Genomic DNA, 24,458 nt, shown 5'->3' on the forward strand with positions numbered 1-24,458 from the left:
TGTTCTGATGCCTGACGACAACCCCATTCCGCCGTCATTTCAGTGACAGCAGCTTGGAGTATCGTTGCGCTCATATCCTTTTTTTGCCCATCGATTTTCCATGGCCACATCCAAGCGACTTTCCCAAACGCCGTCCGCCACCGCAGAATTTTCGCGGAGTTCGCCACAGGCCATGCTGGCGCGTATCCAGAGCCTGTTGCCGTCGATGGGCGCGGCGTCGCAGCGCATCGGCGAATTCGTCATCCGCCATCCTGCGGAAGTGGTTCACATGTCGGTCAGCGAAGTCGCTGAGCGCACGCAGTGCAGCGAAGGTAGCGTAGTGGGCTTTTGCAAGCTGCTGGGAGCCACCGGCTTTCAACAGCTGAAAATCGCACTGGCGCAGCAAATCGTGCAGCCTGTGCAATACATCCACGAGGATCTGGCCGCACAGGACACCCCCGCCCAGGTTGTCAGCAAGATTTTCCACAGCAATATCCAGACCTTGCAGGAAACCGAATCGGTGCTGGACGTGGAGGCACTGTCTGCCGCCGTGGAATTGATTCGCGGCGCCCGCCGTGTCGAGATCTATGGCATCGGCAGCTCGGCGGTCATCGCCCATGATGCCCACTACCGCATGTTGCGTATCGGCCTGCACGCGACGGCGATCACCGATTCGCATGTGCAGGCCATCAGCGCGTCGCTGACCGGGCCGGATGTGGCAGTGCTGACCATTTCCCATTCGGGCAGCACGCACGAGACGGTATTGGCGACACGGCTTGCCAAAGAGGCTGGGGCACGTACCGTGTGCATCACTAATTTCGGGAAATCGCCGATTCAGGAATATGCGGATGTGGTGCTGCACACGATATCGCGCGAGACCCGGTTTCGTACGGAGGCGATGACCAGCCGCCTGGCTCAGTTGGCCATCATTGACACGTTGATTGCCTGCCTGGCCTTGTCCGACTATGACAAGGCGGTTTCGACCTTGCGCAGTACCTTCGACGTGCTTTCGAACAAGCGTTACTGATAGTCGTTGCCGCTCGCAACATCGTCAGGCAGCACATGCCTGCGCGAGCATGCGGCCTCGAGCAGCCGCGCCACGTCCGGCGCATCGGCATGCGGCGCGTTGCCGACTAGCAGATAGCTGAGTCCCAAACGGGTCGCGCCTAGCGCGTCGGTACGCATGTTATCCCCGATGACGGTGATATCCGCCGGCGGCACATTGAGGCGGCGCAGCCCTTCTTGGAACAGCATTGCGGCAGGCTTGCCGAGGATGTTCGCACGCGTGCCGGGCACACAGGCCAGTAACGCCTGCAGCAATGCTCCAGTCTCGGGTATGACTGACCCATGAGGCCCAGGATGGGTGAGGTCGCCATTACTGACTATCAGGATGGCGCCGCATGTCAGCTCACGGGTCAGGGTCTGCAGGGTGGCGTAGTTAAAGCCGATGTCACGCGCCAGCAGCACGATGTCCGCATCCCGTGACACCACTGTCAGGCCCAGTTCCAATGCGCATGCTTGCAGACGCTCTGATCCGCACAGCATCAGCTTGCTGTGCGGATAGTGATGGGAGATATGGTGGACGGCCTGCTCTCCGGCCAGAACGAGGGCGCTTGGCTCGACCGGCAGGCCTAATGCCTGCAAGCGCGGCGCCAGGGTGGCGGCTGTGTCGGTCGAGTTATTGGAGACGATCACATAGCGCTCCGACCAGCGGGCCAGTAATTCCTGGGCGCCGGGAATGACTTCGTGCCCCCGGATCAGCGTGCCGTCCAGATCCAGGATCAGGCCTCGCGAGCGCTGCGTCCATGGGGGGGCGGTGCGTGGGCAATCCGGGAGAGTTGGCAGGGATGTGCTTGCAATGCAGATCATGGGCACAGATGGCGCACCTAGGCGCGAGTCGGGTTCGAGGATAGAGCACGAGGGCAGTCTTGGCTGCCCGAGGCCTGAAATTCTATATGAATAAAACTCAAAATTTAAATTTTTTAAATTGAGTATTTTTCATTTGTCTGTCATGTGATGCGCCTAATCTGCGTTTCGGAATCAGGACAGCTCTCACGGCACCCCATTGCGTTGCGGCTATCCAGGTCCGCAACGTTCCATAACCAGGAGTATTCATGACCCCGTACTTTGCACCGGGCCGCGCCCTTGTTGCGGCCATCGCTCTGAGCCTGACTCTGGCCGCCTGCGGCAGCGGCAATGACGATTCGGACGATGACACGGCATCGCCGCCTGATGTTGAGCAGCCCCAGCAGCCCGCACCGAAGCTGCGCTGCGCACCTTGACCTGACGTCCCGACCAACTCCACGCAAGAGCACCCCATGACCAAGATCTCCAACCCGCATTCCGCCGGCGTTTCCCCTGATCAGCCGGGACGCAGGCAGTTCTTTCGCACGTCGGCCAAGGCTGCCGGTGCGCTGTCCGCCATGGCATTGCTGCCGGCCTCGATCCAGCGCGCGCTCGCGATACCTGCTGCGGTCGACACAGGTACCATCAAAGACATCAAGCACGTTGTGATCCTGATGCAGGAGAACCGCTCATTCGACCACTACTTCGGCACGATGCGTGGTGTGCGGGGCTTTGGTGATCGCTTTCCGATTCCGTTGACCAACGGCAAGTCGGTATTTTTCCAGCCCAATCCCAGCGGTGGCCAGGAGATCCAGCCGTTTCATCGGGACTCCAGGACCGGCAATGCGCTGATCGGATCGGGTACACCGCACAACTTCCCTGACCAGCAAGCCGCGTGGAATCAAGGAAAGATGGATCGTTGGATTCAATTCAAGAATCAGGCGACGATGGGCTTTTTCATGCGCGAGGACATTCCGTTCCAGTTCGCGCTGGCCGACGCCTTTACGATTTGCGATGGCTATCACTGTTCCATCCTCACCGGCACGGATCCGAATCGGATTGTCTTCTGGTCGGGCGCCAATGCAAATCCCGCATTGCTGAAGCAGGGGATCAACAGTACGGACACGGACTCCGAACCCGTCAATTCACGCTGCTGGCCGAATCCGTCCAACTGGGTAGCAGGCCGGGCGCAGCAGGCGGACGGCTCTGGCCAGATCGACCCTGAGACGGGGGCCTACAACTACAAATACACGAACAGTGCTTTCAAGTGGGACACGTTGCCAGATCTGTTGGAGCGCGCCGGTGTGAGCTGGCACATCTATCAGAACATGAACAACAACTGGACCGGAGCGATGCATGGCTGCCTGGCATTCCAAAGTTTCCGCAGTGCACAGCCCGGCTCGCCAATCTATGAGCATGGTCTGACGGGAGGTCCCGACAAGGAGGACGGCGCGGTCAACTTCCTCGCCCAACTCAAGCAAGACGTATTGAATGGCACGCTGCCTGAGGTGTCCTGGGTGCTGCCTACACAAGATCTGGCCGAGCATCCCGGCAGCAAGGAAGGCGTTGCCGGTGCGGCCGATTTCGTCGCAGAAGTGCTGGACGCGCTGACGTCCAATCCCGATGTGTGGAGCAAGACCGCTGTCTTCGTCACCTTTGACGAGAATGACGGTTTCTTTGACCACCTGCCGATGCCCGCGGTGCCATCCTATGACGCTAACGGCAGCTTGATGGGCAAATCCACGGTGCCGCTGGAGGGGGAGTATTTCGACGCGTCTGTGGGCAATTATCTGTTGGCCGACGACACGACCAGTGGAAAGATTCGCCCATGGGGCCTGAGCTCGCGCGTACCGATGTATGTGCTGTCGCCATGGAGCAAAGGCGGGTGGGTCAACTCGGAAGTGTTCGACCATACCTCTGTGGGCCGGTTTCTGGAACAGCGTTTCGACATAACGGTAGACGCTATCAGTCCTTGGCACCGTGCGGTCTGCGGCGACCTGACTACGTGCTTTGATTTTGTCAGCCCGAACGACCCCGTTATGCCCAAGTTGCCCGACACGAGCAACTATCCTGCGATCAATGCAGCACAGCGGCTGCTGCCTACGACTACGGTGACGCAAGCCCCCGCTGTGCCGCAGCCGCTGTATCAGGAGACCGGCACTCGACTGTCACGAGCGCTGCCTTATGAACTGCACACCAGCGCGAGGGTCGGGCAGGATGGCGCCGTCGAGCTGCTGTTCAGCAATACCGGCAAGGTCGGGGCGGTGTTCCACGTCTATGACAAACGCAACCTGGACCTGATTCCCCGACGCTACACCGTCGAAGCAGGCAAGTCGCTGTCGGACACGTGGAACGGCGGCGATTACGATCTATGGGTCTATAGCACCAACGGTTTCGTGCGGACGTTCTCCGGCAATACGCGGCAAGGTGCTGCCCTGGAAGTACAAGTTTGCTATGAGCCCGCCGGCAGCGCGCTGTACGTGAAGGTGAGCAACCATGGTACGGCCGCGATGCAGGCCTCGCTGCGGGCCAATGCGTATCGCACGGACGGCCCGTGGAGCTTGTCCATTGAGCCAGGTGCGGTAGCCGAACATCACTGGTCCATCGCAGACAGTGGTAATTGGTATGACTTCAGCGTGGCCGCTGAGGGCTTTGAGCGGCGCTTCGCTGGCCGCATGGAGACCGGCAGCCATGGCGTGAGCGATCCCGCCATGGCGCTGCATCTCTGATCGTTGAACGTACGAACTGCCGGGCGCGTTTCAGGGGCGGGCCCGGCGGGTAGTTTGGCGCCTATTATTACCTTCTTTCCTACGAACGTAAGACTATCGCGCCGGCCATGAAATCCGTCCCTGTTGCCCCATCGCCCTCGCGCGATATCGATCTCGTTACGCTGCGTCTCTTCGTTGCCGCTCTGGAAGAGGGCAGTCTGGCGCGAGCCGCTGCGCGGGAGAACATTGTCCCGTCCGCCGTCAGCAAACGCATGTCCGAGTTGGAGGAAATCCTCGGTGTGCCTTTGCTCGAACGCGGTGTCAAAGGTGTCCAGGCCACCGTCGCTGGCGCGGCATTGGCGGTGCAGGCCAGGCTGCTTTTGCAGGGTATGGGCCGGATGCGAGCAGAGATGGCCGGTTTTGCCACAGGTGTGCGCGGCCAGATCCGCCTTGCTGTCAGCGTTGCTGCGTTATCCGGTGAACTGCCTGCGTATATTCAGTCCTTTCGCCGCACGCATCCGCAGATTGATCTCTCCTTATTGGAAGACACGACACAGGAAGCCTTTCGTGCCGTGCTGGAGGGTGCCGCCGACATCGCCGTTGGTTCGGATTTCGGGCACGAAGGCTTGCAGGTTTTTCCCTGGGAGCATTGCGTACTGGCCGCCGTCGTACCCGGCCAGCATCTGCTGGCTGACTATGACATTCTGGACTATGCGCAACTGTTGCCCTTCGAACAGATCGAGTTGAATCGCGAAAACGGCATCAGCGGTGTACTGGAACAAACGGCTCGCGAGGCTGGCGTCACTCGCCGGATCAGTGCCCGGGTCAGCGCGCATGAGACGATTTGCATGCTGGTGGCGCGAGGCCTGGGCGTGGCTGTGGTGCCACTCTATCTGCAGGCCCGGCATACCCACCTGGATATTCGATTTATTCCCCTGTCAGGCCCTTGGGCGAGCACGCCGGTCTGTATCGCCGTCAAGGACGCGAGCGCCTTGTCGCCCGCCGCCTGGGTGCTGTTGAACCATTTAGGCGTTCCTCACCCGGACTCGTAGCATGGGTGCCATTCAGGGCTATCCCGGATGTTCCGAAACGAGAATGCCCCCGTGCTGAAAGATTGCTACCCACGATGCGCCTGTCGCCATGATCATTAAAAAAATGATTCGTTGGCGGCGGCATGTTGATGGTTTCAGTTTGCCGCCTTGTGGTTGTTCAGCAGGCAAGCAGGAGACATCGATGACCGCAGCACCGGGGTCCGCTTTTATGGATCACGCCGAACTGCCGCTACGTGGCATTAAGGTATTGGAACTTTCTCACATGATCATGGGACCGGCCACGGGCTTGTCATTGGCTGATCTGGGCGCCGAGGTCATCAAGGTGGAGCCGATTGATGGCGATCGTACGCGCCGCTTGAAAGGATCCGGCATCGGGTATTTTCCGGTTTTCAATCGCAATAAGAAGAGCCTTTCGATCGACCTGAAACATCCCGAGGGTCAAGCCGTCGTTCGCCAACTGGCGCTACAGACCGACATGCTGGTGGAAAATTTTCGTGATGGCAGCCTGGCGCAATATGGGCTGGACTACGAGTCGCTGTCTGCCGAGAATCCGGGGCTGATTTACGTGTCGCTAAAGGGGTTTTTATCGGGCCCCTACAAGCATCGTACCGCGCTGGACGAGGTGGTGCAGATGATGGGCGGTCTGGCGTATATCAATGGCAGCACAGACTCGCCTCAGCGTGTGGCGCCCTCGGCCAATGACATTTTGGGCGGGACCTTTGGCGTCGTCGGCGCGCTGGCAGCGCTGCACGATCGCCATCGCACGGGACGTGGCAGACATGTGCGCTCGGGCCTGTTTGAGAACAATTTGCTGTTGGTTGCGCAGTTCATCGCGCAGTATCAACTGACAGGTCAGGCGCCGAAACCTTTCGGGTCGGAGCGCAAGCCGCCATGGGGGGTGTACGACATCTTTGACACGGCAGATGGCCGCGTGTTTGTAGCCGTCGTCAGCGATGCGCAATGGCGCAGTTTTTCGCAGAACTTCCTGCCTCCCGAATGGGCGGCCGATCCGCGGTTGGCCACTGCAGTGGATCGCGAGGCTGCGCGTTCCTGGTTGGTGCCAGGTGTTGCCGAGGTCCTGAAAAAATGGAAGACCGACGAGCTGTGCGAAGCATTGGAGGCCGCTCATTTGTCTTACGGACCTATACGGCAACCGCACGATCTGTTGGACGATGCACACTTGAAGGCCGGGGGGGCGCTGCTCAAAACGCAATTGCCAAATGGGGCAGAGGTGTCGACGGCCGCGTTGCCTATTGAGTTCGATGGACTGAAGGTAGGTAAACGTTCCGACCCGCCAGCGCAAGGTGGGGATACACAATCGATTCTGCAAGGGCTGGGGCTGGACGCCACGCGTATCGAGGCACTGCGCGCGGAGGGCGTGATTACTTGAGCGTGTTCTAGGGTTCGCGGGTGATAGAGGCGGATATATACCGCCGGGCAACCTGAGTTGTGCCATCCCTGGGGCTTTTTTCCTTTGGGTGGCTCGGCATCAAGAAAATCCACAACAAGGAGACATAGAAAATGATACGCAAACTGTTCGCTGCGGTAGCGATGGCGGCTGCTTGTATGGCGCATGCACAAGACTATCCCACCAAGCCGATACGCATCATCATCCCGTCCACGCCAGGCGGAGGCACTGACTATATCGGCCGTTTGATGGGGAACAAACTACACGAGCTGAATGGTTGGGATGTGGTGCCGGAAAACAAACCCGGTGCAGGGACGGCGTTGGGGTTGGCCGAGGCCGCACGCGCGCCGGCAGAGGGTTACGACCTCGTCATTGGTCAGTCGGACAACGTGACATTGATCCCCTTGTTGATGAAAGTCGCTTATGACCCGGTCAAAGATCTGGCGCCGGTTGCGTTGGTGGCCACGACGCCGATGGTTTTGTTGGTGTCGGATAAGTCTCAGTACAAGACCTTGCCGGAAGTGATTGCTGCGGCCAAGAAGAATCCTGGTTCGATTGCGTACGGCACGTCGGGCACCGGTGGTGGCGTGCATATCGCCATGGAGATGTTGCAGCATGAGGCTGGCTTCAAGATGCAACATGTGCCGTACAAGGGTTCGGCGCCGGCGTTGGCGGATTTGATGGGCGGGCATTTGCAGTTTGCCGGGTCGTCGATTTCATCGGCTGCGACCTTGATTCAATCGGGAAAAATACGGGCGTTGGCGGTGACGTCGCTAAAGCGCAATCCGGCCTTGCCCGATGTGCCGACAGTGGCCGAGTTGGGGTATCCGAATTTCAGCGTGGTAACGTTCTATGGCGTGCTGGCTCCTGCGAAAACGCCAACTTCCGTGGTGTCGCGATTGAACGAAGATTTCAACAAGCTCCTGGCGCGCAAAGATGTGAAGGATGCACTCGCGTCGCAAGGCCTGGAAACGAATCCCATGTCCAGCGCCGCGTTTGCCGAGTTGATTCAGGCGGACATCAGCAAAGCGCGCAAGACCATCGAGGATGCCGCGATCTCGGTGCAATAGGAGACAATACATGAACCAAGAAGTCAGACTCTGTGAGGTCGGACCGCGCGATGGCTTGCAGATGGCCAACGGCATGATGTCTGCAGACGATAAATTGCGCTGGATCAGGCAATTAGCCGATGCCGGACTGCGCGAGATCGAGGTGGGCAGTTTTGTGTCGCCCAAACTCGTGCCGCAGATGGCCGATACCGGTGTCGTGTTGCCAGAGGCGCTGGCTATTCAGGGACTGATGGTTTGTGCCTTGGCGTGCAATATGCGAGGAGCCATGGCGGCTTACGAGGCGGGGGCGCATGTGCTGGCGTTTCCTATCTCTGTGAGCGATACCCACAGTCATGCCAATGTGGGCAAGGGCACTGACGCGCAGGTAGACGTGATGGCTTCCATTGTCGAGTGGGTACGGAAACAAGCGCGGCCCATGCGTATCGATGCGGCGGTCGCAACGGCCTTTGGCTGTTCGTTGGAGGGCGTAGTGCCTGTAGCGCGCGTCGCAGCAGTGGCCGAGGCTGTCGCGCGTACCGGTGTAGACGAAATTGCGTTGGCAGATACCGTGGGCTATGCGCATCCTGCTCTGGTGCGCGATGCCGTGCGTGCCACGCAGGATGCGATAGGCACGAAGCTGAGCAAATTACATCTGCACGACACGATGGGGCTAGGCCTCGCGAATGTATTGGCCGGTCTGAACGAAGGCATCCGTGGTTTTGATTCCTGCCTGGGCGGATTGGGGGGATGCCCATTTGCGCCCGGGGCATCAGGCAATATCGTGACCGAGGACCTGGTGTTCATGCTGGAGAGCATGGGGTATCACACGGGAGTGGATTTACCTCGCTTGCTGGAGGCCAGAGCCATCCTGGCGCAGTCACTGCCGCAGGAGTCGTTACGCAGCGGAGTCGCCGCTGCGGGGATTCCTAAAACGTTTCAGGCGATACAACAGGATGCGCTGTAGCGGGCGGCGAAATTTGATCTGGGGTTCTGCAGAGCCGTCGATTTGGCAACCCCGGCTCTCGATTCGTTCAGCCGTGGCGTGCACTGTTCAACTGCGGCGGGTGCGAGTGCGTTCCGGTTGTTGGCGTTTGCGCATAAATCCAATCAGCAGTCCGACACCCAGCAGGACGGACGCTGCAGTACCGATGATCAGCCCCATTTGGGAGTCCTGCATCGCGCCGACGCTACGCGCCGTAATGAACCCGGGGGCCAGCATCAAAGGCAGCCAGACCACTGCGGACAAGACATTTGCCAGCTGAAAACGGGCGTGTTTCATGCCCATGATGCCCGCGACAGTCGGAATGGTCGAACGTATCGGCCCCAGGAAACGGCCGATCAGCACCGAGGCAAAACCGTAGCGCGAGAAAAACAGACGCGCGCGTGCCACGGCCGTGCGCTGCGTATTGAACGGCCAGCGACGCAACATGCTCGGGCCCAACCAGCGGCCCAAACCATACGATAGGGCGTCGCCCACGATCGCCCCTGCAATTCCCCAGGCCAATACATTCCACGGCGAGAGCGTACCCGCCCCGATCAGCCCACCTGTCAGCAGCATCAGTGCCGTGGCGGGGATGACCAGGCCCACGAGAATCAACGATTCGCCGAGCGTCAGCAAGAAAGTGATCGGCCCAGCCCACTCCTGGTTGGCTTGGATGAACTGCCCGATTTTGTCGATATAAGCGTCCATGCGGAGAAAATTAACGGTAGACGCGAGGCATGTTACCGCATGGTTTGAGACAAAGCACCGGGTTTTCCCGAAAGAAAACTGCGAGTGTTACAAAACCTATGTAGGCATCCCAATGGTGCCCTGCCGTGTGGGGGAAACGACGCCAGGGGTGGTCAATAATGTAAATATTGGCATCAGTGCACTGGTAACGTACCAGTGCGGCGGGCACTTGCCAGGGCCGAGAGGCCTATGCCAAGTCCCCGATTTCGCACCTCCACGTCTTGGCAGGTCTGGTTATCGGCCGCGTGTTTGCTGGGGTGTTTCGCCGAAAGCGCGACGGTACGCCTGCGAAAACTCGCCCAGGTGGGTAAAGCCGAAGCGTGTTGCGATTTCACTGATGTTGCTCGCATCATCGGCGTGCAACAAGGTCTGTCGGATCGATTGCAGGCGCTGCATACGCAGCCATTGCAATGGCGATTGTCCGCATTCACTCTGGAACAAGGCTTGCAAGCGCCTGGCTGACAGGCCGCAATGACTGGCGACCATGGCCACCGGCAGGCGTTCGCCCTGATGTTCAAGCATGTAGGCTTGCGCGCGTCGGATGGTCTGGGGCACGGAGGGCGGAGGTGCCGGCCAGAGGTGCTCTGCCATGCTGTGTGGTTGGTGCAGTAGCAAGGTGGTGGCCACCAGCATCTCGGTTTGGGCCAGCAAGGCCGCCTGGGTGGTGTTCTGATCCGGGCCCAGGCCCGAGCATCGCACCACCCATTGCAGCATAGGCTTCAGCGCCTGCCACCCAGCCGTATGCAAGGGCATGATCGCATCGAAGCAGATGTCGGGCGCTTGTTCTTGTCCCGTCAGACGTTGCCAGGCGTCGGCGATGGCCGAGCGGTCCAGACGCAGCAGGACTTGTTCGTAGTCGTGGCTGACTCTGAAGTAAAAGCGCCTGTCGGGGCTGATCAGGAAAGCTTTATTGGCCGAAACCTCTATGCGGCGTCCATCGAAATGAAACTCCGCGTGCCCCTGCGTGGGTAGCACGAGCAGGTAATAGCCGTCCAGGCCGTGACAATCGGGATCAATGCTGATGTCCGCCCCGTACCCATGCCTGCTCTTGAGCAACGACAGACGTCCGCAAGGAACCAGGTCCAGCCGGCTGTGGAGAATCCGCCCGCTGTTGACTTTCAGTCGATAGGAATTGAGTACCTGACCTATCTGTTGTCGCGCCTCATCGGGGTCTGCGGTATCGACGATCCGATACTGATCGAATGGCACCTGGGAAAATAGAGACGCGATCATCTGAGCTCACGTGTATTGGGGGGTTACATACTAATGGACAACGCTCGCGACGGGATAAAAAAGCGCGTTTTTCCGATAGTAAATGGCGTGAAACCGATAGACGCCCGCGGAGGCTGGCATAACCATAGCGCGCCGTGTATGCCTTAGCGGCATTTAGGGCAGGCAGCGCCGATTGCGGCGGTTGCCTCGTGTTAATCACCCGTGTTGTTTTTCCTAGTAAGAGGCTCTCATGAAAGGCAAGACAAAGCGCGCCACGCTGCGTATTTCGATGTCGCAACCCAGTGCCCACGTTTCACGCAAATGTGCGAACTCGCCGGTGAAATCGCCGAAGGTGAGTCCATTCGTTTTAAGCTGCCTGACCTTTGCTTCGTACGGTCCGATGCTGCAACGCTACCGTGCGACCCGGACCCCGATTTTCTCGTCGATATGGTGGAGGCGGGCAGTGCTCATGCAAAGCAAGCGCCGGCGGGCTAATGGCGCGATGCGATAAAAAGTACGTAGTCGGATACCCGAGGATGTGAACCGATAGACGGCTCGGAGGGCAGGGCAGGCATGGCCCTAACGCGCTGTCTATCCCGCGCGCAACGAGTGCGGAACGCCTTCAAGTCCTACACCAGGCAGATTTGTCCAAGTGCTTGATTTTATTATTGGTGCACCCAGCCGGAATCGAACCGGCACGCCTTGCGGCGAGGGATTTTAAGTCCCTTGCGTCTACCAATTTCGCCATGGGTGCACGCATTTTGGCGGAAGCGGTGAGATTCGAACTCACGAACGGTTGCCCGTTGCCGGTTTTCAAGACCGGTGCAATCGACCACTCTGCCACGCTTCCTGCTTTGCAGCTGCGGATGATACCGCAGCTTGAAAGTCCAAGCTGCGGACATTAATGCCGCGCAAGCAGTTTGGAACTTCCGTAAAGGGCGCAATAATAATCTATTTAATCGAGGAGGCGTGTGATGCGAGCCATAGAAATATCTCAACCCGGTGGCCCAGAGGTGCTAGTCCCGGTTGATCGCCCGGTGCCGGAGCCCGGCGCGGGCGAGGTATTGATCAAGGTTGCTGCGGCTGGCGTCAATCGCCCCGACGTGTTCCAACGCAAAGGCAACTACGCGCCGCCACCGGGGGCGTCGGACCTGCCGGGCCTGGAGGTTGCAGGTGAAATCGTGGGTGGCGACGCGGCTGCTGGCGGATTTGCGATCGGCGACAAAGTCTGCGCGCTGGTCGCAGGCGGCGGCTATGCCGAATATTGCGTGGCTCCGGCGGTGCAGTGCCTGCCTATCCCCAAGGGGCTGTCCGAGATCGAGGCCGCCGGCCTGCCTGAGACCTATTTCACCGTGTGGAGCAACGTGTTTGACCGCGGCGCGCTGCAGGAGGGCGAGTCGCTGCTGGTGCATGGCGGTGCGAGCGGCATCGGCACTACGGCGATCCAGCTGGCGCGCGCGATGGGCAATCCTGTCTACGCCACGGTAGGCAGCGACGATCGTGCCCGTGCGGTCGAGGCGCTGGGGGCTGCGCGCGGTATCAACTACAAAACAGAGGACTTCGTAGAAGTCGTTCGTAATGCGACGAATGGCGCAGGCGTCAACGTGATCCTCGATATGGTGGCAGGTGATTACATCAATCGCGACATGAAGTGTCTGGCCGATGATGGCCGCATCGTGGTGATTGCCTTGCTGGGCGGGGCACGTAGCGAAGTCGACGGCAACCAGATCCTGCGTCGCCGACTGACCTTGACCGGTTCCACGCTGCGTCCGCGCCCCGTGGCATTCAAGGGTGCTATTGCCAAATCCCTGCGCGAGCGCGCCTGGCCTCTGCTGGAGCAGGGCAGTATCAAGCCCATCGTGCACGCCACCTTCCCCCTGGAGCAGGCCTCTGCCGCCCATGCCATGATGGAAGCCGGAGAGAACATCGGCAAAATTATCCTGACGGTGTAACGTTCGCTTTCACAGGGCAGCGTAATTTCCGGTAAACAGGATACAATCTTGGGTTTGACCCGGATTTTGTCCGGGTTGCCCTTATCCCGATTTTGCGCCATGACCACTGTTGAGAACCGCGCCCGTCTCGTGCTGGGCAACTGGAAGATGCACGGCAACCTGGCCGAGAACGCCGCACTGCTCGAGGCCCTGCGTGCAGCCGACCCGGCTTCGCACTGCGAAATTGGCGTGTGCGTGCCGTTCCCGTACTTGGCTCAGGCGGCTTCCGTCCTGACCGGCAGCGCAGTATCCTGGGGTGCGCAAGACATCAGCGCGCACGCCAAGGGCGCCTACACGGGCGAAGTCTCCGGCCCCATGCTGAAAGACTTCGGTTGCCGTCTGGCGCTGGCGGGCCATTCCGAGCGCCGCACTTTGCACGGTGAAACCGACCAAGTCGTTGCCGACAAGGCGCGCGCCGCCTTGGACGCCGGCCTGACGCCGGTGGTGTGCGTCGGCGAGTCGCTGGCCGACCGCGAGGGCGGCAATACGCTGGGTGTGATCGAGCGTCAGCTCGAGCCGATCCTGGCGCTGGGCGTCGATGCCTTGTCGCGTATGGTGCTGGCCTATGAGCCCGTATGGGCCATCGGCACGGGCCTGAGCGCTACTCCCGAACAGGCCCAGGAAGTCCACGGCGCGATTCGCATCGCCCTGCGTGGTCTGGGGGCTGGGCAGGTCCGTGTGCTGTACGGCGGCAGCGTCAAGGCCGCCAATGCAGCCACCTTGTTTGCTATGCCGGACATCGATGGCGCGCTGGTTGGTGGCGCTTCGTTGGTGGCCGAAGAATTCCTGCGCATTGCCGCAGCCTAAGTTTCCGGAGTCTCTTTAATGTCTTTGACACTCACCATCTTGCTGGTCGTGCAGGTGCTGTCCGCCCTGGCGATCATTGTCCTGGTCCTGCTGCAGCAGGGCAAGGGCGCCGACATGGGTTCGGCTTTCGGCAGCGGATCTGCCGGCAGCCTGTTCGGCGCCACCGGGGCGGCCAACTTTCTATCGCGCACGACCAAGTGGGCGGCCGTGGTGTTCTTTGCCACGACCTTGGGCCTGGCCTATGTGAGCCACAAGGGCTCATCGTCGCCGAGTGCTGTCGACTCCGGCGTGATGCAGAACTTCCCGGCTGATCGTTCCGTCCCGCAAGTTCCGGGCTCGAACAACGGCTCGTCCGTACCGCAGTCGTCTGCGCCGGCACAACCGGACGCGTCCGTGCCGTCCGTCCCGGCCACCCCGGGTACTGCGCAGCCTCAGTCTGCACCGGCTGCTGACGTGCCTGCTGCGCCTGCCGACAAGCCCGCGGCCGAGACGCCGGCTCCTGCAGCGCAAACGCCCGCTGAAAACAAGCCCGAGGCTGAAAAGCCTGCTGCACCGGCGCCTGCTGAAGAGCCTGCCAAGCCTGCACAACCCGCAGAGCAAAAGCCCGCTCAATAATGCGCGACCATCGATGCCTCAACCCATTGGCTGAGGCATCGAATTCATGCTAGAATGCCGGACTTTTCTGGGATGGTTACATACCTTTCCGGGATTAGGTAAGCCGACGTGGTGGAATTGGTAGACACGCTATCTTGAGGGGGTAGTGGCGAAAGCTGTGCGAGTTCGAGTCTCGCCGTCGGCACCAAGACATAAAATCAGGCCGTTTCACAACGACTGATAAAGTACCGGAAACCCGCATGAACATTAGTGTTCTGCGGGTTTTTTGCGTTCAGGACGTCTCGCTGGGTTTCGCTAAATCCCGCGCTTTTTGGTATGCGTTTTGGTATGTTAAAACTTACATACCATAGGATTGCCCATTTAGAGACCCTACATGCCAAAAATGCCTGCGCAATTGACTGATCTGGCTGCGCGCAAGGCCAAACTAAAAGACACTGTCTATACGCTGCCCTCAGGGCGAGGGTTGTTTTTGCTCGTCCAGCCGACTGGTATCAAACAATGGATGGTCAGGTTTCAAACGCTCGAGGGCAAGCGCGGCAATCGAATTGTGGGTGTCTATCCGGATATGGGTGTTGCTGATGCCCGTACTGCAGCGGACCAGCTTCATCAGCGGGTCCGTATGGGCGAGTCTCCGGAAGGCATGCGTGATAGGAGGCGAGCTGAAAGGCTCTCCAAGACGGAAGAAGAGGTTGCAGCGGCGCTACTCATTGAAGACGCGCGGAGCCATTCCTTTACTGTGTTATCTGACGCCTGGCTGGAACATCGGAAACTAGGTTGGGCACCCGCGACTTACCGCAAGTCAACGTTCATCGTGCAGAAGCGCTTACAGCCGTTACTAGGGCAATCTGACATGCGCACACTCACTACCAAGAATGTCGTCCCTGTTCTCGTCAGTCTAGCTGCAGAAACACCTTCTATTGCCATCAAGGCGCGCCAGTGCCTCAACGGCATTATCGACTATTGCATTGTGCGTGGTATCCGTGGTGACGATCAGCTTTTGAGGCTGCAGCGCGCTTTGCCTCGGCATCGAGGTAGTCATATCCCCGCTATCACGAAAATCCAGGGAGTTGGGCGGCTTATGCGGACCGTGCTCGGGTATGAGGGCAGGGTGGTCCGTGGTGGGCTATTGCTCGCTGCTTACACTGCCTGCCGTCCTGGTGTCGTCGCTTCCGCTCGTTGGTCTGAAATGGATCTGGAGCGTGCTGAATGGTGTATTCCTGCTGAAAAAATGAAAACTCGCATAGAGCATGTGGTCAGCTTGCCGAAGCAGGCTGTAGAGATGCTGACCGAGATGTCTCAGTATGGCGGCGGCGACTATGTATTCCCCGGTGTTGGAAAGCGAGGCAATCCGCACTTGCATCGGGACGCATTGAGCAAAGCGCTACGAGATATGGGGTTTCAGGGGCAGCATGCGACACATGGCTTTAGGGCTATGCTGCGCACAGTGGCAAGGGAGCGCCTAAAAATTGATATCGACGTGTTGGAGGCCCAACTGGCGCATGCTAAAGCCGACGAAATCCAGGCTGCGTACGACCGCGCCCGCTTTGAGGACGAAAGACGCATTGTGATGCAGGTTTGGGCAGACTTTTTACACGAACAAGCTGACTCAGCCACTGTGCTGCAAATGAAGCGTGCCTAGTGCGCCGGATCGCGTCAATACGCTAGAGCTTTATTGCGTTCGATGAGAGCATGCACGCTTGCAGCAGTGATTCCGCTGGAGCGCTTTCCGATCTTGATTAGCACCAACTGGCCTTCGTTCACAAGCCGATAAATCGTCGATCTAGAAACCCCAAGTTTTGTTTCGGCAGTATGTATACGATAAAGAAGTGCTTGTTCCGACGCTTGTGGTGCATCGTTTCTGCCTAATGAGTCGTCGGCAGGCTGTTGCTGGGCATGTTGCTGCATTTCGTCCTCCGTTAAACCTTGGGAAGCACCCTGGGGAATTGGATCCAAGGGGCTTTCCAAAGCCGGCGCAGCTAGCGCCGTGGTATCTGATCCGCCAAGATGTCGCGATGGGGAACAGTTGCTTGGATCGTCTTCAGTAGAGCCCGCCGCTGATCCACTATCGTGGTTCGTCGGGGTGCTGAAAGCTGCGGTCTTTGCCGCTGTCATCGACGGATTACGCGCCATCTATCGAATGTGGCCTGCCTTTGGCAGTACCGGCGTCCGTTGTCACGGATCATCATTTACATCCCCCCGGCTTATGCCAGTCGCTACCGGCCCAAGAGAGAAATGATTTTTCGCCTGCTTTACTCCTACCCAGGCGCTTATCGCCCCACATGATGCTGGCAATACGGGTAGCCGCGCACTCGCACCGCCTGTTGCTGGCAGGGCGCGGTATTTATCGGTGTTGTGTTGTTAAAGAGCAGGCTTGTTGCAATCATTACGTATCTAATAATTCCAGTCAATATATAAGTAATAAAAATTAGGCATATAGAAGAGCCGAAAACGTAGAAAACAAAAAAACACGCTTTGGATTGGCACAAAAAGAAACGCCCCGGTTCACTGTGGAACGCAGGGCGCTTCGGGTATTTTTGTTGTTTTCTTTTGTATCCTGAGTGATGGCTAAGGGCTTCACCCAACAGACTGCTTAGTTGATGCTTAATCGTGGCCTTGGGTGCGTTTGGCTTGTTGGTCGATCTTCATCTTTATGTAGTCACCGATATCTTCCAAAACAGGAGCAGGCAGTTCTACCACTGTATATCGAGGGGTTTCCGGCCATGGCCATTCCATTTCGAACATCTCTCCCTCACCGGTGACAAGCCATTCAGCACGGACGTGAAGGGCTGCAGCAATCCAGACAATATGACGCGACGATTCATTGCGACCGTTTTCAATATGGGCAATGGCGCTTTGGCTTAGCGGGGGATCGAGCAGGTTGGCCAATGCTTCTTGAGATAGCTCGCGTTTCTTACGCGCGACAAGTAAGCGTTCGCCAATGCTGCTTATAGGACTCGGCGTCATGAGATTCTTCAATTGATGGATTCATTATGAGTAAAATGTAAATGTATATGTAATAAAAAAACAGTACTTAACTAATAAAATTGATCACTATCTTATTAGATAAGTACTCGATATAGGCTATTGTGGCATTTAATGATACGGAGTGAGAGGCAAGAATTGTCAAACGTATGGCTACTCACTTGCCAGTGGTTGTATCATTTTTTGATAGTAAGGACGCAAATTTCTAACCGAGACAACTCGGATATAAGCATGCGTGGGCTATACGCAGCGCGAGGATGTGGCGAGTAGGTAAGAACCTATGGACTAGAATTTTCGGCGATGGATACTGATTCTCAACAGCCAGCTATTGGCAAGCGAATTTCGAATTCAGTGGCTTGAACGGTGGAGCTTGCGTGGATCTCGCCGCTATGGGCCTCAACAATAGATTTCGCTATCGCCAATCCAAGACCTGCCCCCTCTGCGCCGCGCTTGCGTGAAGCATCAGTCCGGTAAAACCTTTCAAAGATCCGACTAAGGTGTTCGGCGCGAATAATCGGCCCCGGATTTTTGACTCTTACTACCGCCGCTTTTTTGGCCAACTTAAGTGTAACGATGACCGCCTGCCCTGTCGGCGTATAGCGAATAGCGTTGGACAACACGTTGCTCAATGCTCGGCGAATCATCAGCCTATCTCCTAGGATGCACACGTGCTCGCCGATGAGTTCTAATGCCACGTCGCGCTCTTCGGCCCAAGCGCCAAAATAATCGAAGAGATTGCGTATCTCGGTCGCAAGGTCGATCTTGACGAGCTCCGGCTTAAGCAGGTCGTTGTCTGCCTGTGCTAGAAACAACATATCGCCGACCATCTTGGCCATGCGCTCATACTCTTCGAGGTTGGAGTATAGGATTTCGCGATACTGCTCAACGCCGCGGGACTGGGACAGTGCCACCTCGGTCTGGGTTTTCAGGTTTGTAATGGGGGTGCGCAGCTCATGCGCAATATCGCCCGAAAAGTCTGATAGACGACGAAAGACTGCCTCAAGCCGATCAAGCATTTCATTAAAGGACGTGGCCAGCTCGGCCAGCTCAGCAGGCACATCACTGAGTTGAAGTCGTATATGCAATTGATCGGATCGGATTCTTCTGATTTCGCGACTAATGCGTCGTATCGGTGCATGGCCTTGATGTACTGCCAGCCATGTGGCCAAAATCGCAATAAGGCACGCAGCAATAGTGATGATTCGAAGATAAGTGCGAAAGCTTTCCAGATAATGCAGGTGGAAATTGATTCCGGTCGCGACTGTGATCGTCAACATATCCTCCCCCGGCGAGCCGTCTGGGGAGGCCCTTAGGACAGCACCTCGAAACGTCTGCCCATGGTCTTTCCATATGCCAACTGTGTCGATAGTAATTTTCTTTACAGGCTTAGCGATCCTGGCAAACCGGTCCAGATTGGAGCCGGGTGTGGCATAAATCTCAGCGCCATCGCCAGAAGAAATACGGTATTCAGCGTTATGGTGGCCGGATGCTGCATTAGCAAAGCGCTCGCTAAGTTCTGCGGGAGCAATGTTTGTTGGTCGTGTCGCCAGTGTGTGCGATAACGCTTGTACGACAGCATTGAGTTCGTCAACATCCTGCTGGATAAAGTGATTGTTGATCGATCGCTCAACGATCCACCCAAAAGTGAGCAGGACGACCGTGATGACTGCCCCAATCGAGACAGTAAGTCGTACTGCCAGTGACGGCGGACGTCGCTCCATTTTTTAACCTGCGTGAGTTACGTCGAGCATATAACCCATGCCACGCACCGTGTGGATGAGCTTGGGTTCATAGTCGTCGTCAATCTTGGCACGTAAGCGCCGAATCGCGACATCGATCACATTGGTATCGCTGTCGAAGTTCATATCCCAAACCTGGGAAGCGATTAATGAACGTGGCAGCACTTCACCTTGGCGACGTACCAAGAGCTCGAGCAACGCAAATTCTTTGTTCGTTAGATTAATGCGAATGTTTTGTCGCTGAGCACGGCGTCGGGGAATATCGAGCACGAGATCGGCTACTTGTAATTGGTCTTGAAAGGCCGGGGCGGCGCCGCGTCGCAACAAAGTGCGAACTCGAGCCAGAAGTTCAGAAAACGCGAACGGTTTAACGAGGTAGTCGTCTGCACCCATTTCCAGTCCCTTCACCCTGTCCTCCACGCTATCGCGTGCAGTGAGAAAAAGCACTGGCGTTGACGACTTGGCATCCCGCAATGCCTGCACGATGCGCCAGCCATCGACGTCCGGCAGCATGACATCAAGAACAATTAGATCGTAGGAACCCGTCAGCGCAAGGTGATGGCCGTCCAAACCGGTGCGTGCGAGATCCACGACAAAGCCGGCCTCCACGAGTCCTTGGCGAACATAATCACCGGTTTTGGCTTCGTCTTCGACAACGAGCAACTTCATGGGGATTACTCCTGTAAGTCCCTTGGACCCGCTATAGAACGAGACGGGTGCGCCTATCGTCTGAACTTTAGTGCGACGGCGCTGACCTCAACATGACGGCAGGATTACAAAATTGTAAGGTGCGGCGGAATTTGTGCGGATAGCGTACTGAACACACCAAGAGTGCCACGTTTGGAAGCAAGATCGTGCCCTTGCGGCATTGTAGTTGCTGGCATCGAGAGCGTGGCACCGTAGGACGGGCCACGTGAGTTCCAAACTTGAACCTCCTTGGAGATCGACATGTCCCATGAAAAGTTTCAATCTTGCATTGACGCATGTTTTGCCTGCGCTACGCAGTGCGACCACTGCGCCGTATCCTGCCTCTCGGAACAAGACGTCAAAAGCATGGCTCGGTGCATAAAGTTGGATATGGATTGCGCCCAAATTTGCCGATTGTCAGCAAGTTATATGGCCAGGGGAAGTGAATTTGCTCAAGCGCTTTGTCGCCTTTGCGCAGAGGTTTGCCAATCGTGCGCAGATGAATGCGCCAATCACCAAATGGACCACTGCCAGCGCTGTGCGCAGGCTTGTCGCCAGTGTGCTGACGAATGCAGGCGAATGGCGTAGAGAGACTGACCGACCGTACGCCACATTCCAACAAATCGACCTAGGACTTTATACATGTAGCAACAAATCTCTCGTTTTCTGAAGGCTTTCCTAAAGATGACAGAGATGTAATGCCGGCGCAATCTATCTGACAGCCACGGATCGCTACAGTAGCCTCGTCGCCAGGTTGGGGCGTGGCGTCCTAGCGAACATCAAGCATAAGGAGTGCCAGCAAATGAAGTGCGATATGAAAACGATGAGATACCACTTTAATGCTTGAGCAGGTCATGGAAAGCAAATTCACACGGATACTCGTCCAATCGTTGGCCGCAATCGGCCTGCTGGCTGTTCTGGGCTTCATTTTTATGAGCATTATGATGTTCTGGATGATGAGTAGTTGAAGTGAAATCTATCCGTTTTTGATGGTCATGTTTTTGCTGGTGCTGGCGCTGGCATGGCTACCTAGCGTTAGTAATGCTCAGCTTTCCGCGATGCCAGCCGGTTCTGTGGGTACTGCAGTGCTAGCTTCTACTTCTTCGGACCGAGGGCTAGTCGATTCTCTGCGCGAGTGGTTTGGTAGCGGCAGTTCTGACCCGAAGCTGCTGCCGCCCGACGAAGCGTTCGAGTCCTTCGCTTGGATTACAGAAAAATAATGGAGCCGTCATGGGTGCAACAGCTCCACATGATTAACGTGACTACATGCCGCCTTGTCGCGTCATTCGGGTTTGCGCACGCAGTTACCAGAACGACTTAATACAGACCCTTCAAAGCTAACGAAAAAGTAATACAGCTGTTGGATTGGAGTCAGGTGGCCCCTGCCAGAATTGTTCCTACGCATCCCGGCATCAAGGACGCACATCGGTTACCCGCTTGTACAAACGACTTGCCGAGTTTAGAGGGGCAGTGTCTCTGGATGCGCGAGACATTACCCCATTGTTGAGGATGATTATCATGAATCGATTTGCTATTTTGACCATCGCGTCTGTTCTGTTCGCCACTGCTTCCGGCGCCAACGCGGATCCCTTGCCGGGCGGCTCGGCGAACGTTGGGCACGCCGCGCTCACTCGAGCGGAAGTCCAGGCCGATCTCGCGGCCTGGAAGCGCGCAGGGATGGAACGTCTTCAGAAACGGGCGGAAGTGGATCCGGGTGTCTATGCCACGACGGATTATCGGGCTCACTACGCGGAGTATGTTCGCCTTCGGTCCGGTCCCGATTTCGCAGCTGAAGTGGCCAATCAACAGGCCAATAGCTAAGGCTGAAGGGGGACATCGGCAATCATTAATCGGTGAGAAGTCGTGAGTCCGATCCTGTGCTTCTTGCTTCTTGCTTCTTGCCTCTTGCCTACCGCTAGCCACGGGTGAGAGGGTGCTTGAAACGTTGCCATAAGGTGAGGCTCTTCTTATCGCTGATCGAGAAAAAAATCGAACTCGTCGAGCGATTTCTGATCTATCCACGTATCGGAAATTCTTAATTTTCAGGAGCAGATATGAACACGAAAACTCTCTTTGTCGCCATTGTGACGTCAACGGCATTGGCGTTCGGAGCACCTGCCATCGCTGCAACACCCGCCCACGATGGCGCCGACATGCAGACAGGCATGCACAACGGCATGCAGGGTGATGGTAAGAGCATGCCTATGGGGGGCATGATGGGGATGATGAAAAATTGTCCCATGATGGCTCAGTTGCCACCTGGCAATGAGAAACTCTCAATGCAAATGCATGCCGAAATGATGAAAGCTATGGGAGATATTCTCAGCAAGTATGCGGACCAGGTCAAAGTGCCTGAAGGCAAGTGATTGCGACGCGACGATTGGATCTTAGCGTCTTTATTTGTGGAGGAACCAAAATGCACTGCAGTAAGAAGACGATGGCGTATCTAGCCGTGGGAATCGTGGCTGTTGCCGCCGCAGCCTACGCTCTCTTTCCTGGCATGCGTGAAACGGTACTGGGCACGACCCCGCTGTTGCTGGTGCTGGTTTGCCCGTTGTCGATGATATTCATGATGAAAACGATAAGTGGCCATAACCATGCTAAAGAGGCTGACCCGCCGCACAGAGACGTGAATCCTGCCAGACAGATAGGCTCGAAATAACTTCGGTGAGAACCACAAGGCTGCAGAGCGGAATCGGACGAGGCGAGACTCCTTCACGCCTCGCCCGGGCTGCGATGGCCTTTTGCACGATGCCTGGATTCCCGGTCCTGTATTCTCACCAGTACCATATGCTGAAGCACGCCGGTATGGACCTTATGCACAACGGCGAGGTCAAAGCCTCGCTCCTTTTCGTCTGAGGTTCACAGCGTGAGCGCACTGTTGCTGTTGCAAACCCTATTGGCTGTCGGCGCCGGACTGCTGCTCAACCTCACACCTTGCGTTCTGCCCGCCGTGCCCCTCAAGGTGCGTGCGGTATTGCGCGAAGCGGGCGAGCGTCGAGCGGTACGTCTGGCCTCTGCGGCGCTCTTTACGGCCGGATCCGTACTCTTCTTTGGCAGCTTGGGGCTGGCGACAGCCCTGCTGCAATGGCGATGGGGAGTGCTGTTCCAGTCGCAACCACTTTTGATTACCTTGAGTGCGCTGCTCGCTGCTCTGGCCGTCCTGAATTTCTTGGGCCGCAGCCTTCCTCTGCCCAATGCAGTGGCGACACTGCGCGGCAGACGTCTGCTTGAACCCTTCGTCTCCGGGCTGGTGAGCGCGCTATTGTCCACTCCCTGCACCGGACCGCTTTTGGGCGGCGTGTTGGTCTTTGCCCTGACACAGCCGATCACCAACATCATTGTCATCTTTGTCGCAATCGGTCTGGGGCTTGCGGCTCCCTACGTCGTGCTCATCCTGCGACCGAGCCTGCTCAAGCGTCTGCCACGTGCCGGAGCCTGGACGAAGGTCATTCAGCAAAGCTTTGGCTGGTTGCTGCTTGCAGCAGCACTTTTTTACGCACAAAGCTTACTGCCCGTCGCATGGGGTACCCCTCTATGGATAGCGCTGTTTGCCACCGTACTTGTGTGGGCGGCCGTCACGTTCTGGCGGACCACGGCGCGTAGCGCCCGCACGGCGGCGCTATTGGTGGGTAGCATCGCGGCAGCGCTCGGTTACTTCGGCTCGGACCTCGGGCAATCGGCAGAAACAGCCATCGCCTGGCAGCCGCTGCGCGCTACTGATGTGGCAGCCTTGTCGACGCTCGGCCGGCCGGCTCTAGTGGAATTTACGGCCCAATGGTGCATCAACTGCAAAGTCCTGGAGAAAACAGTGTACGCAGATAGGGATGTCGTCGCGGCCCTGAAACGCAGCAGAACCGTTGCGCTGCAGGTGGATCTCACTCGTCCGGATCCGCTCCTTGAACACCTGCTTGCCTTGCACGGCGGCGTGGGCTTGCCCTTTGCCGTCGTGCTCGACCACCAGGGAAACCAAGTACAAACATTCTCGGGGCTCTTTACCAGCGCGAGCCTCGTGCAGGCGCTGAACCAAACCCTAACGCAGGAAAACATATCATGAATCGTCTGACCCGATACGGGCTAGGGATACTTGCCACTGTCGTGATCGTCGCGGGCACCGCCCTCCTGATCGCACGCACACCCCAGACTCCCACCGATTCGACTGCGAGCGGCACCGCGACGTACACGGAATTTGCCGATTCGGCCAATCATGTCAAAGCATCACTCACCAAGACGGGACAGGACGGGGTGATTACGCTGCACATCGAAGGGGGTTGGCACGTCAACGCGAATCCCGCCTCCCTAGACAATCTGATCCCGTCCTCAGTACTCGTTATATACGATGGCAAAGAGCGTTCGGTGCAGGCCGACTACCCGGCCGGTGTAAGTAGCGGAATCAAGATCGATACGACCGATATCCTGGTCTACGACGACGGCACGCGCATCCCGGTACATCAGATCAAGATCGAAGCGGGCGAGCGCCTCGTCGTACGGGTTCAGGCTTGCAATGACCAAGGTATCTGTCTCCCACCTGCGACAATCCCGGTCGCTCAGGAGCAAGTCTGACTGCGGAGCCCGTGCCACGCCTTGAAGCAGAAGATCCTGCCGGGCGTAGATATGGATCGCCTTGAACAGATCATGACTTTCAACCGTTGAGT

General features: G+C 57.4%; 24 protein-coding genes and 3 tRNA genes. 18 read left to right on the plus strand and 9 right to left on the minus strand.

Annotation, left to right across the window (positions count from 1 at the left end):
- Positions 1 to 100 precede the first annotated feature (100 nt).
- Complete coding sequence (locus ACNA0I_RS16585; protein WP_415807098.1) at positions 101 to 1,006, plus strand: MurR/RpiR family transcriptional regulator; 906 nt, start codon at positions 101 to 103, stop codon at positions 1,004 to 1,006.
- Here the strand turns inward: ACNA0I_RS16585 and ACNA0I_RS16590 are convergent.
- The gene (locus tag ACNA0I_RS16590) at positions 1,000 to 1,848 is read right to left on the minus strand and encodes an HAD-IIA family hydrolase (protein ID WP_415807099.1); all 849 of its coding nucleotides are present in this window, start codon (positions 1,846 to 1,848) and stop codon (positions 1,000 to 1,002) included. The two genes, ACNA0I_RS16585 and ACNA0I_RS16590, sit on opposite strands and share 7 nt — an antisense overlap.
- Before the next feature lie 245 nt (positions 1,849 to 2,093).
- On the opposite strand from ACNA0I_RS16590, the gene ACNA0I_RS16595 reads away from it, so the two are divergent.
- The 6 genes from ACNA0I_RS16595 to ACNA0I_RS16620 all read left to right on the plus strand — a co-directional run bounded on the left by ACNA0I_RS16595 (position 2,094) and on the right by ACNA0I_RS16620 (position 9,005).
- Positions 2,094 to 2,261 (plus strand): hypothetical protein, encoded by a 168-nt coding sequence (locus ACNA0I_RS16595; RefSeq protein ID WP_415807100.1) that lies wholly within the window; start codon positions 2,094 to 2,096, stop codon positions 2,259 to 2,261.
- 36 nt (positions 2,262 to 2,297) lie between these two features.
- The gene (locus tag ACNA0I_RS16600) at positions 2,298 to 4,553 is read left to right on the plus strand and encodes a phosphocholine-specific phospholipase C (protein ID WP_415807101.1); all 2,256 of its coding nucleotides are present in this window, start codon (positions 2,298 to 2,300) and stop codon (positions 4,551 to 4,553) included.
- Between the two features lie 107 nt (positions 4,554 to 4,660).
- Positions 4,661 to 5,584, plus strand: coding sequence for a LysR family transcriptional regulator (locus tag ACNA0I_RS16605; protein WP_415807102.1), 924 nt, complete (start codon positions 4,661 to 4,663; stop codon positions 5,582 to 5,584).
- A 181-nt stretch (positions 5,585 to 5,765) separates the two neighbouring features.
- Positions 5,766 to 6,974 carry a CaiB/BaiF CoA transferase family protein gene (locus tag ACNA0I_RS16610; RefSeq protein WP_415807103.1) on the plus strand — a complete coding sequence of 403 codons (1,209 nt, stop codon included), beginning with the start codon at positions 5,766 to 5,768 and terminating at the stop codon, positions 6,972 to 6,974.
- 131 nt (positions 6,975 to 7,105) lie between these two features.
- Positions 7,106 to 8,062, plus strand: a complete 957-nt coding sequence (locus ACNA0I_RS16615) for a Bug family tripartite tricarboxylate transporter substrate binding protein (RefSeq protein ID WP_415807104.1) — start codon at positions 7,106 to 7,108, stop codon at positions 8,060 to 8,062.
- Positions 8,063 to 8,072: 10 nt separating this feature from the next.
- Positions 8,073 to 9,005, plus strand: a complete 933-nt coding sequence (locus ACNA0I_RS16620) for a hydroxymethylglutaryl-CoA lyase (RefSeq protein ID WP_415807105.1) — start codon at positions 8,073 to 8,075, stop codon at positions 9,003 to 9,005.
- A gap of 87 nt (positions 9,006 to 9,092) precedes the next feature.
- Here the strand turns inward: ACNA0I_RS16620 and ACNA0I_RS16625 are convergent, their stop codons facing one another.
- From ACNA0I_RS16625 to ACNA0I_RS16640, 4 genes are all read right to left on the minus strand, one after another.
- Entirely contained in the window at positions 9,093 to 9,731 is a 639-nt protein-coding gene (locus tag ACNA0I_RS16625) for a DedA family protein (protein ID WP_415807106.1), read from the minus strand.
- A 273-nt stretch (positions 9,732 to 10,004) separates the two neighbouring features.
- Positions 10,005 to 11,003 carry an AraC-like ligand-binding domain-containing protein gene (locus tag ACNA0I_RS16630; protein WP_415807107.1) on the minus strand — a complete coding sequence of 333 codons (999 nt, stop codon included), beginning with the start codon at positions 11,001 to 11,003 and terminating at the stop codon, positions 10,005 to 10,007.
- A 648-nt stretch (positions 11,004 to 11,651) separates the two neighbouring features.
- Positions 11,652 to 11,736: transfer RNA gene (locus ACNA0I_RS16635), tRNA-Leu, on the minus strand.
- 8 nt (positions 11,737 to 11,744) lie between these two features.
- Positions 11,745 to 11,832 (minus strand) — tRNA-Ser (locus ACNA0I_RS16640).
- Positions 11,833 to 11,956: 124 nt separating this feature from the next.
- Between ACNA0I_RS16640 and ACNA0I_RS16645 the strand changes: the two genes are divergently transcribed.
- The 5 genes from ACNA0I_RS16645 to ACNA0I_RS16665 all read left to right on the plus strand — a co-directional run bounded on the left by ACNA0I_RS16645 (position 11,957) and on the right by ACNA0I_RS16665 (position 16,034).
- Positions 11,957 to 12,934, plus strand: coding sequence for an NAD(P)H-quinone oxidoreductase (locus ACNA0I_RS16645; RefSeq protein WP_415807108.1), 978 nt, complete (start codon positions 11,957 to 11,959; stop codon positions 12,932 to 12,934).
- A gap of 99 nt (positions 12,935 to 13,033) precedes the next feature.
- Entirely contained in the window at positions 13,034 to 13,780 is a 747-nt protein-coding gene (tpiA, locus tag ACNA0I_RS16650; RefSeq protein WP_415807109.1) for a triose-phosphate isomerase, read from the plus strand.
- A gap of 18 nt (positions 13,781 to 13,798) precedes the next feature.
- The gene (gene secG, locus ACNA0I_RS16655; protein ID WP_415807110.1) at positions 13,799 to 14,395 is read left to right on the plus strand and encodes a preprotein translocase subunit SecG; all 597 of its coding nucleotides are present in this window, start codon (positions 13,799 to 13,801) and stop codon (positions 14,393 to 14,395) included.
- Positions 14,396 to 14,497: 102 nt separating this feature from the next.
- A tRNA-Leu gene (locus ACNA0I_RS16660) sits at positions 14,498 to 14,582 on the plus strand.
- A 186-nt stretch (positions 14,583 to 14,768) separates the two neighbouring features.
- Positions 14,769 to 16,034, plus strand: a complete 1,266-nt coding sequence (locus ACNA0I_RS16665; RefSeq protein ID WP_415807111.1) for a tyrosine-type recombinase/integrase — start codon at positions 14,769 to 14,771, stop codon at positions 16,032 to 16,034.
- Between the two features lie 14 nt (positions 16,035 to 16,048).
- Here ACNA0I_RS16665 and ACNA0I_RS16670 read toward each other — a convergent pair whose 3' ends face one another.
- The 4 genes from ACNA0I_RS16670 to ACNA0I_RS16685 all read right to left on the minus strand — a co-directional run bounded on the left by ACNA0I_RS16670 (position 16,049) and on the right by ACNA0I_RS16685 (position 19,785).
- Positions 16,049 to 16,348, minus strand: coding sequence for a helix-turn-helix transcriptional regulator (locus ACNA0I_RS16670; protein ID WP_415807112.1), 300 nt, complete (start codon positions 16,346 to 16,348; stop codon positions 16,049 to 16,051).
- A 648-nt stretch (positions 16,349 to 16,996) separates the two neighbouring features.
- Positions 16,997 to 17,359 (minus strand): helix-turn-helix domain-containing protein, encoded by a 363-nt coding sequence (locus tag ACNA0I_RS16675; protein WP_415807113.1) that lies wholly within the window; start codon positions 17,357 to 17,359, stop codon positions 16,997 to 16,999.
- 332 nt (positions 17,360 to 17,691) lie between these two features.
- A complete protein-coding gene (locus ACNA0I_RS16680; protein ID WP_415807114.1) occupies positions 17,692 to 19,098 on the minus strand; it encodes a Cu(+)/Ag(+) sensor histidine kinase in 1,407 nt (468 codons plus the stop codon).
- A 3-nt stretch (positions 19,099 to 19,101) separates the two neighbouring features.
- On the minus strand, positions 19,102 to 19,785 hold the full coding sequence (locus ACNA0I_RS16685; RefSeq protein ID WP_415807115.1) for a heavy metal response regulator transcription factor: 684 nt from the start codon (positions 19,783 to 19,785) through the stop codon (positions 19,102 to 19,104).
- 384 nt (positions 19,786 to 20,169) lie between these two features.
- On the opposite strand from ACNA0I_RS16685, the gene ACNA0I_RS16690 reads away from it, so the two are divergent.
- The 6 genes from ACNA0I_RS16690 (at position 20,170) to ACNA0I_RS16715 (ending at position 24,366) form a co-directional block, all read left to right on the plus strand.
- The gene (locus ACNA0I_RS16690; RefSeq protein ID WP_415807187.1) at positions 20,170 to 20,391 is read left to right on the plus strand and encodes a four-helix bundle copper-binding protein; all 222 of its coding nucleotides are present in this window, start codon (positions 20,170 to 20,172) and stop codon (positions 20,389 to 20,391) included.
- A gap of 930 nt (positions 20,392 to 21,321) precedes the next feature.
- Complete coding sequence (locus ACNA0I_RS16695) at positions 21,322 to 21,624, plus strand: DUF4148 domain-containing protein (protein ID WP_415807116.1); 303 nt, start codon at positions 21,322 to 21,324, stop codon at positions 21,622 to 21,624.
- Positions 21,625 to 21,857: 233 nt separating this feature from the next.
- Entirely contained in the window at positions 21,858 to 22,169 is a 312-nt protein-coding gene (locus ACNA0I_RS16700) for a hypothetical protein (RefSeq protein ID WP_415807117.1), read from the plus strand.
- A gap of 50 nt (positions 22,170 to 22,219) precedes the next feature.
- On the plus strand, positions 22,220 to 22,465 hold the full coding sequence (locus ACNA0I_RS16705) for a DUF2933 domain-containing protein (RefSeq protein ID WP_415807118.1): 246 nt from the start codon (positions 22,220 to 22,222) through the stop codon (positions 22,463 to 22,465).
- A 207-nt stretch (positions 22,466 to 22,672) separates the two neighbouring features.
- Complete coding sequence (locus ACNA0I_RS16710; RefSeq protein WP_415807119.1) at positions 22,673 to 23,860, plus strand: protein-disulfide reductase DsbD family protein; 1,188 nt, start codon at positions 22,673 to 22,675, stop codon at positions 23,858 to 23,860.
- Positions 23,857 to 24,366 (plus strand): protein-disulfide reductase DsbD domain-containing protein, encoded by a 510-nt coding sequence (locus ACNA0I_RS16715; RefSeq protein ID WP_415807120.1) that lies wholly within the window; start codon positions 23,857 to 23,859, stop codon positions 24,364 to 24,366. Before ACNA0I_RS16710 ends, ACNA0I_RS16715 begins: the two co-directional genes overlap by 4 nt.
- Positions 24,367 to 24,458: the final 92 nt, after the last annotated feature.

The organism is Bordetella muralis (assembly GCF_965139205.1).
In the GTDB taxonomy this organism is placed as follows: Bacteria; Pseudomonadota; Gammaproteobacteria; order Burkholderiales; family Burkholderiaceae_B; genus Bordetella_A; species Bordetella_A muralis.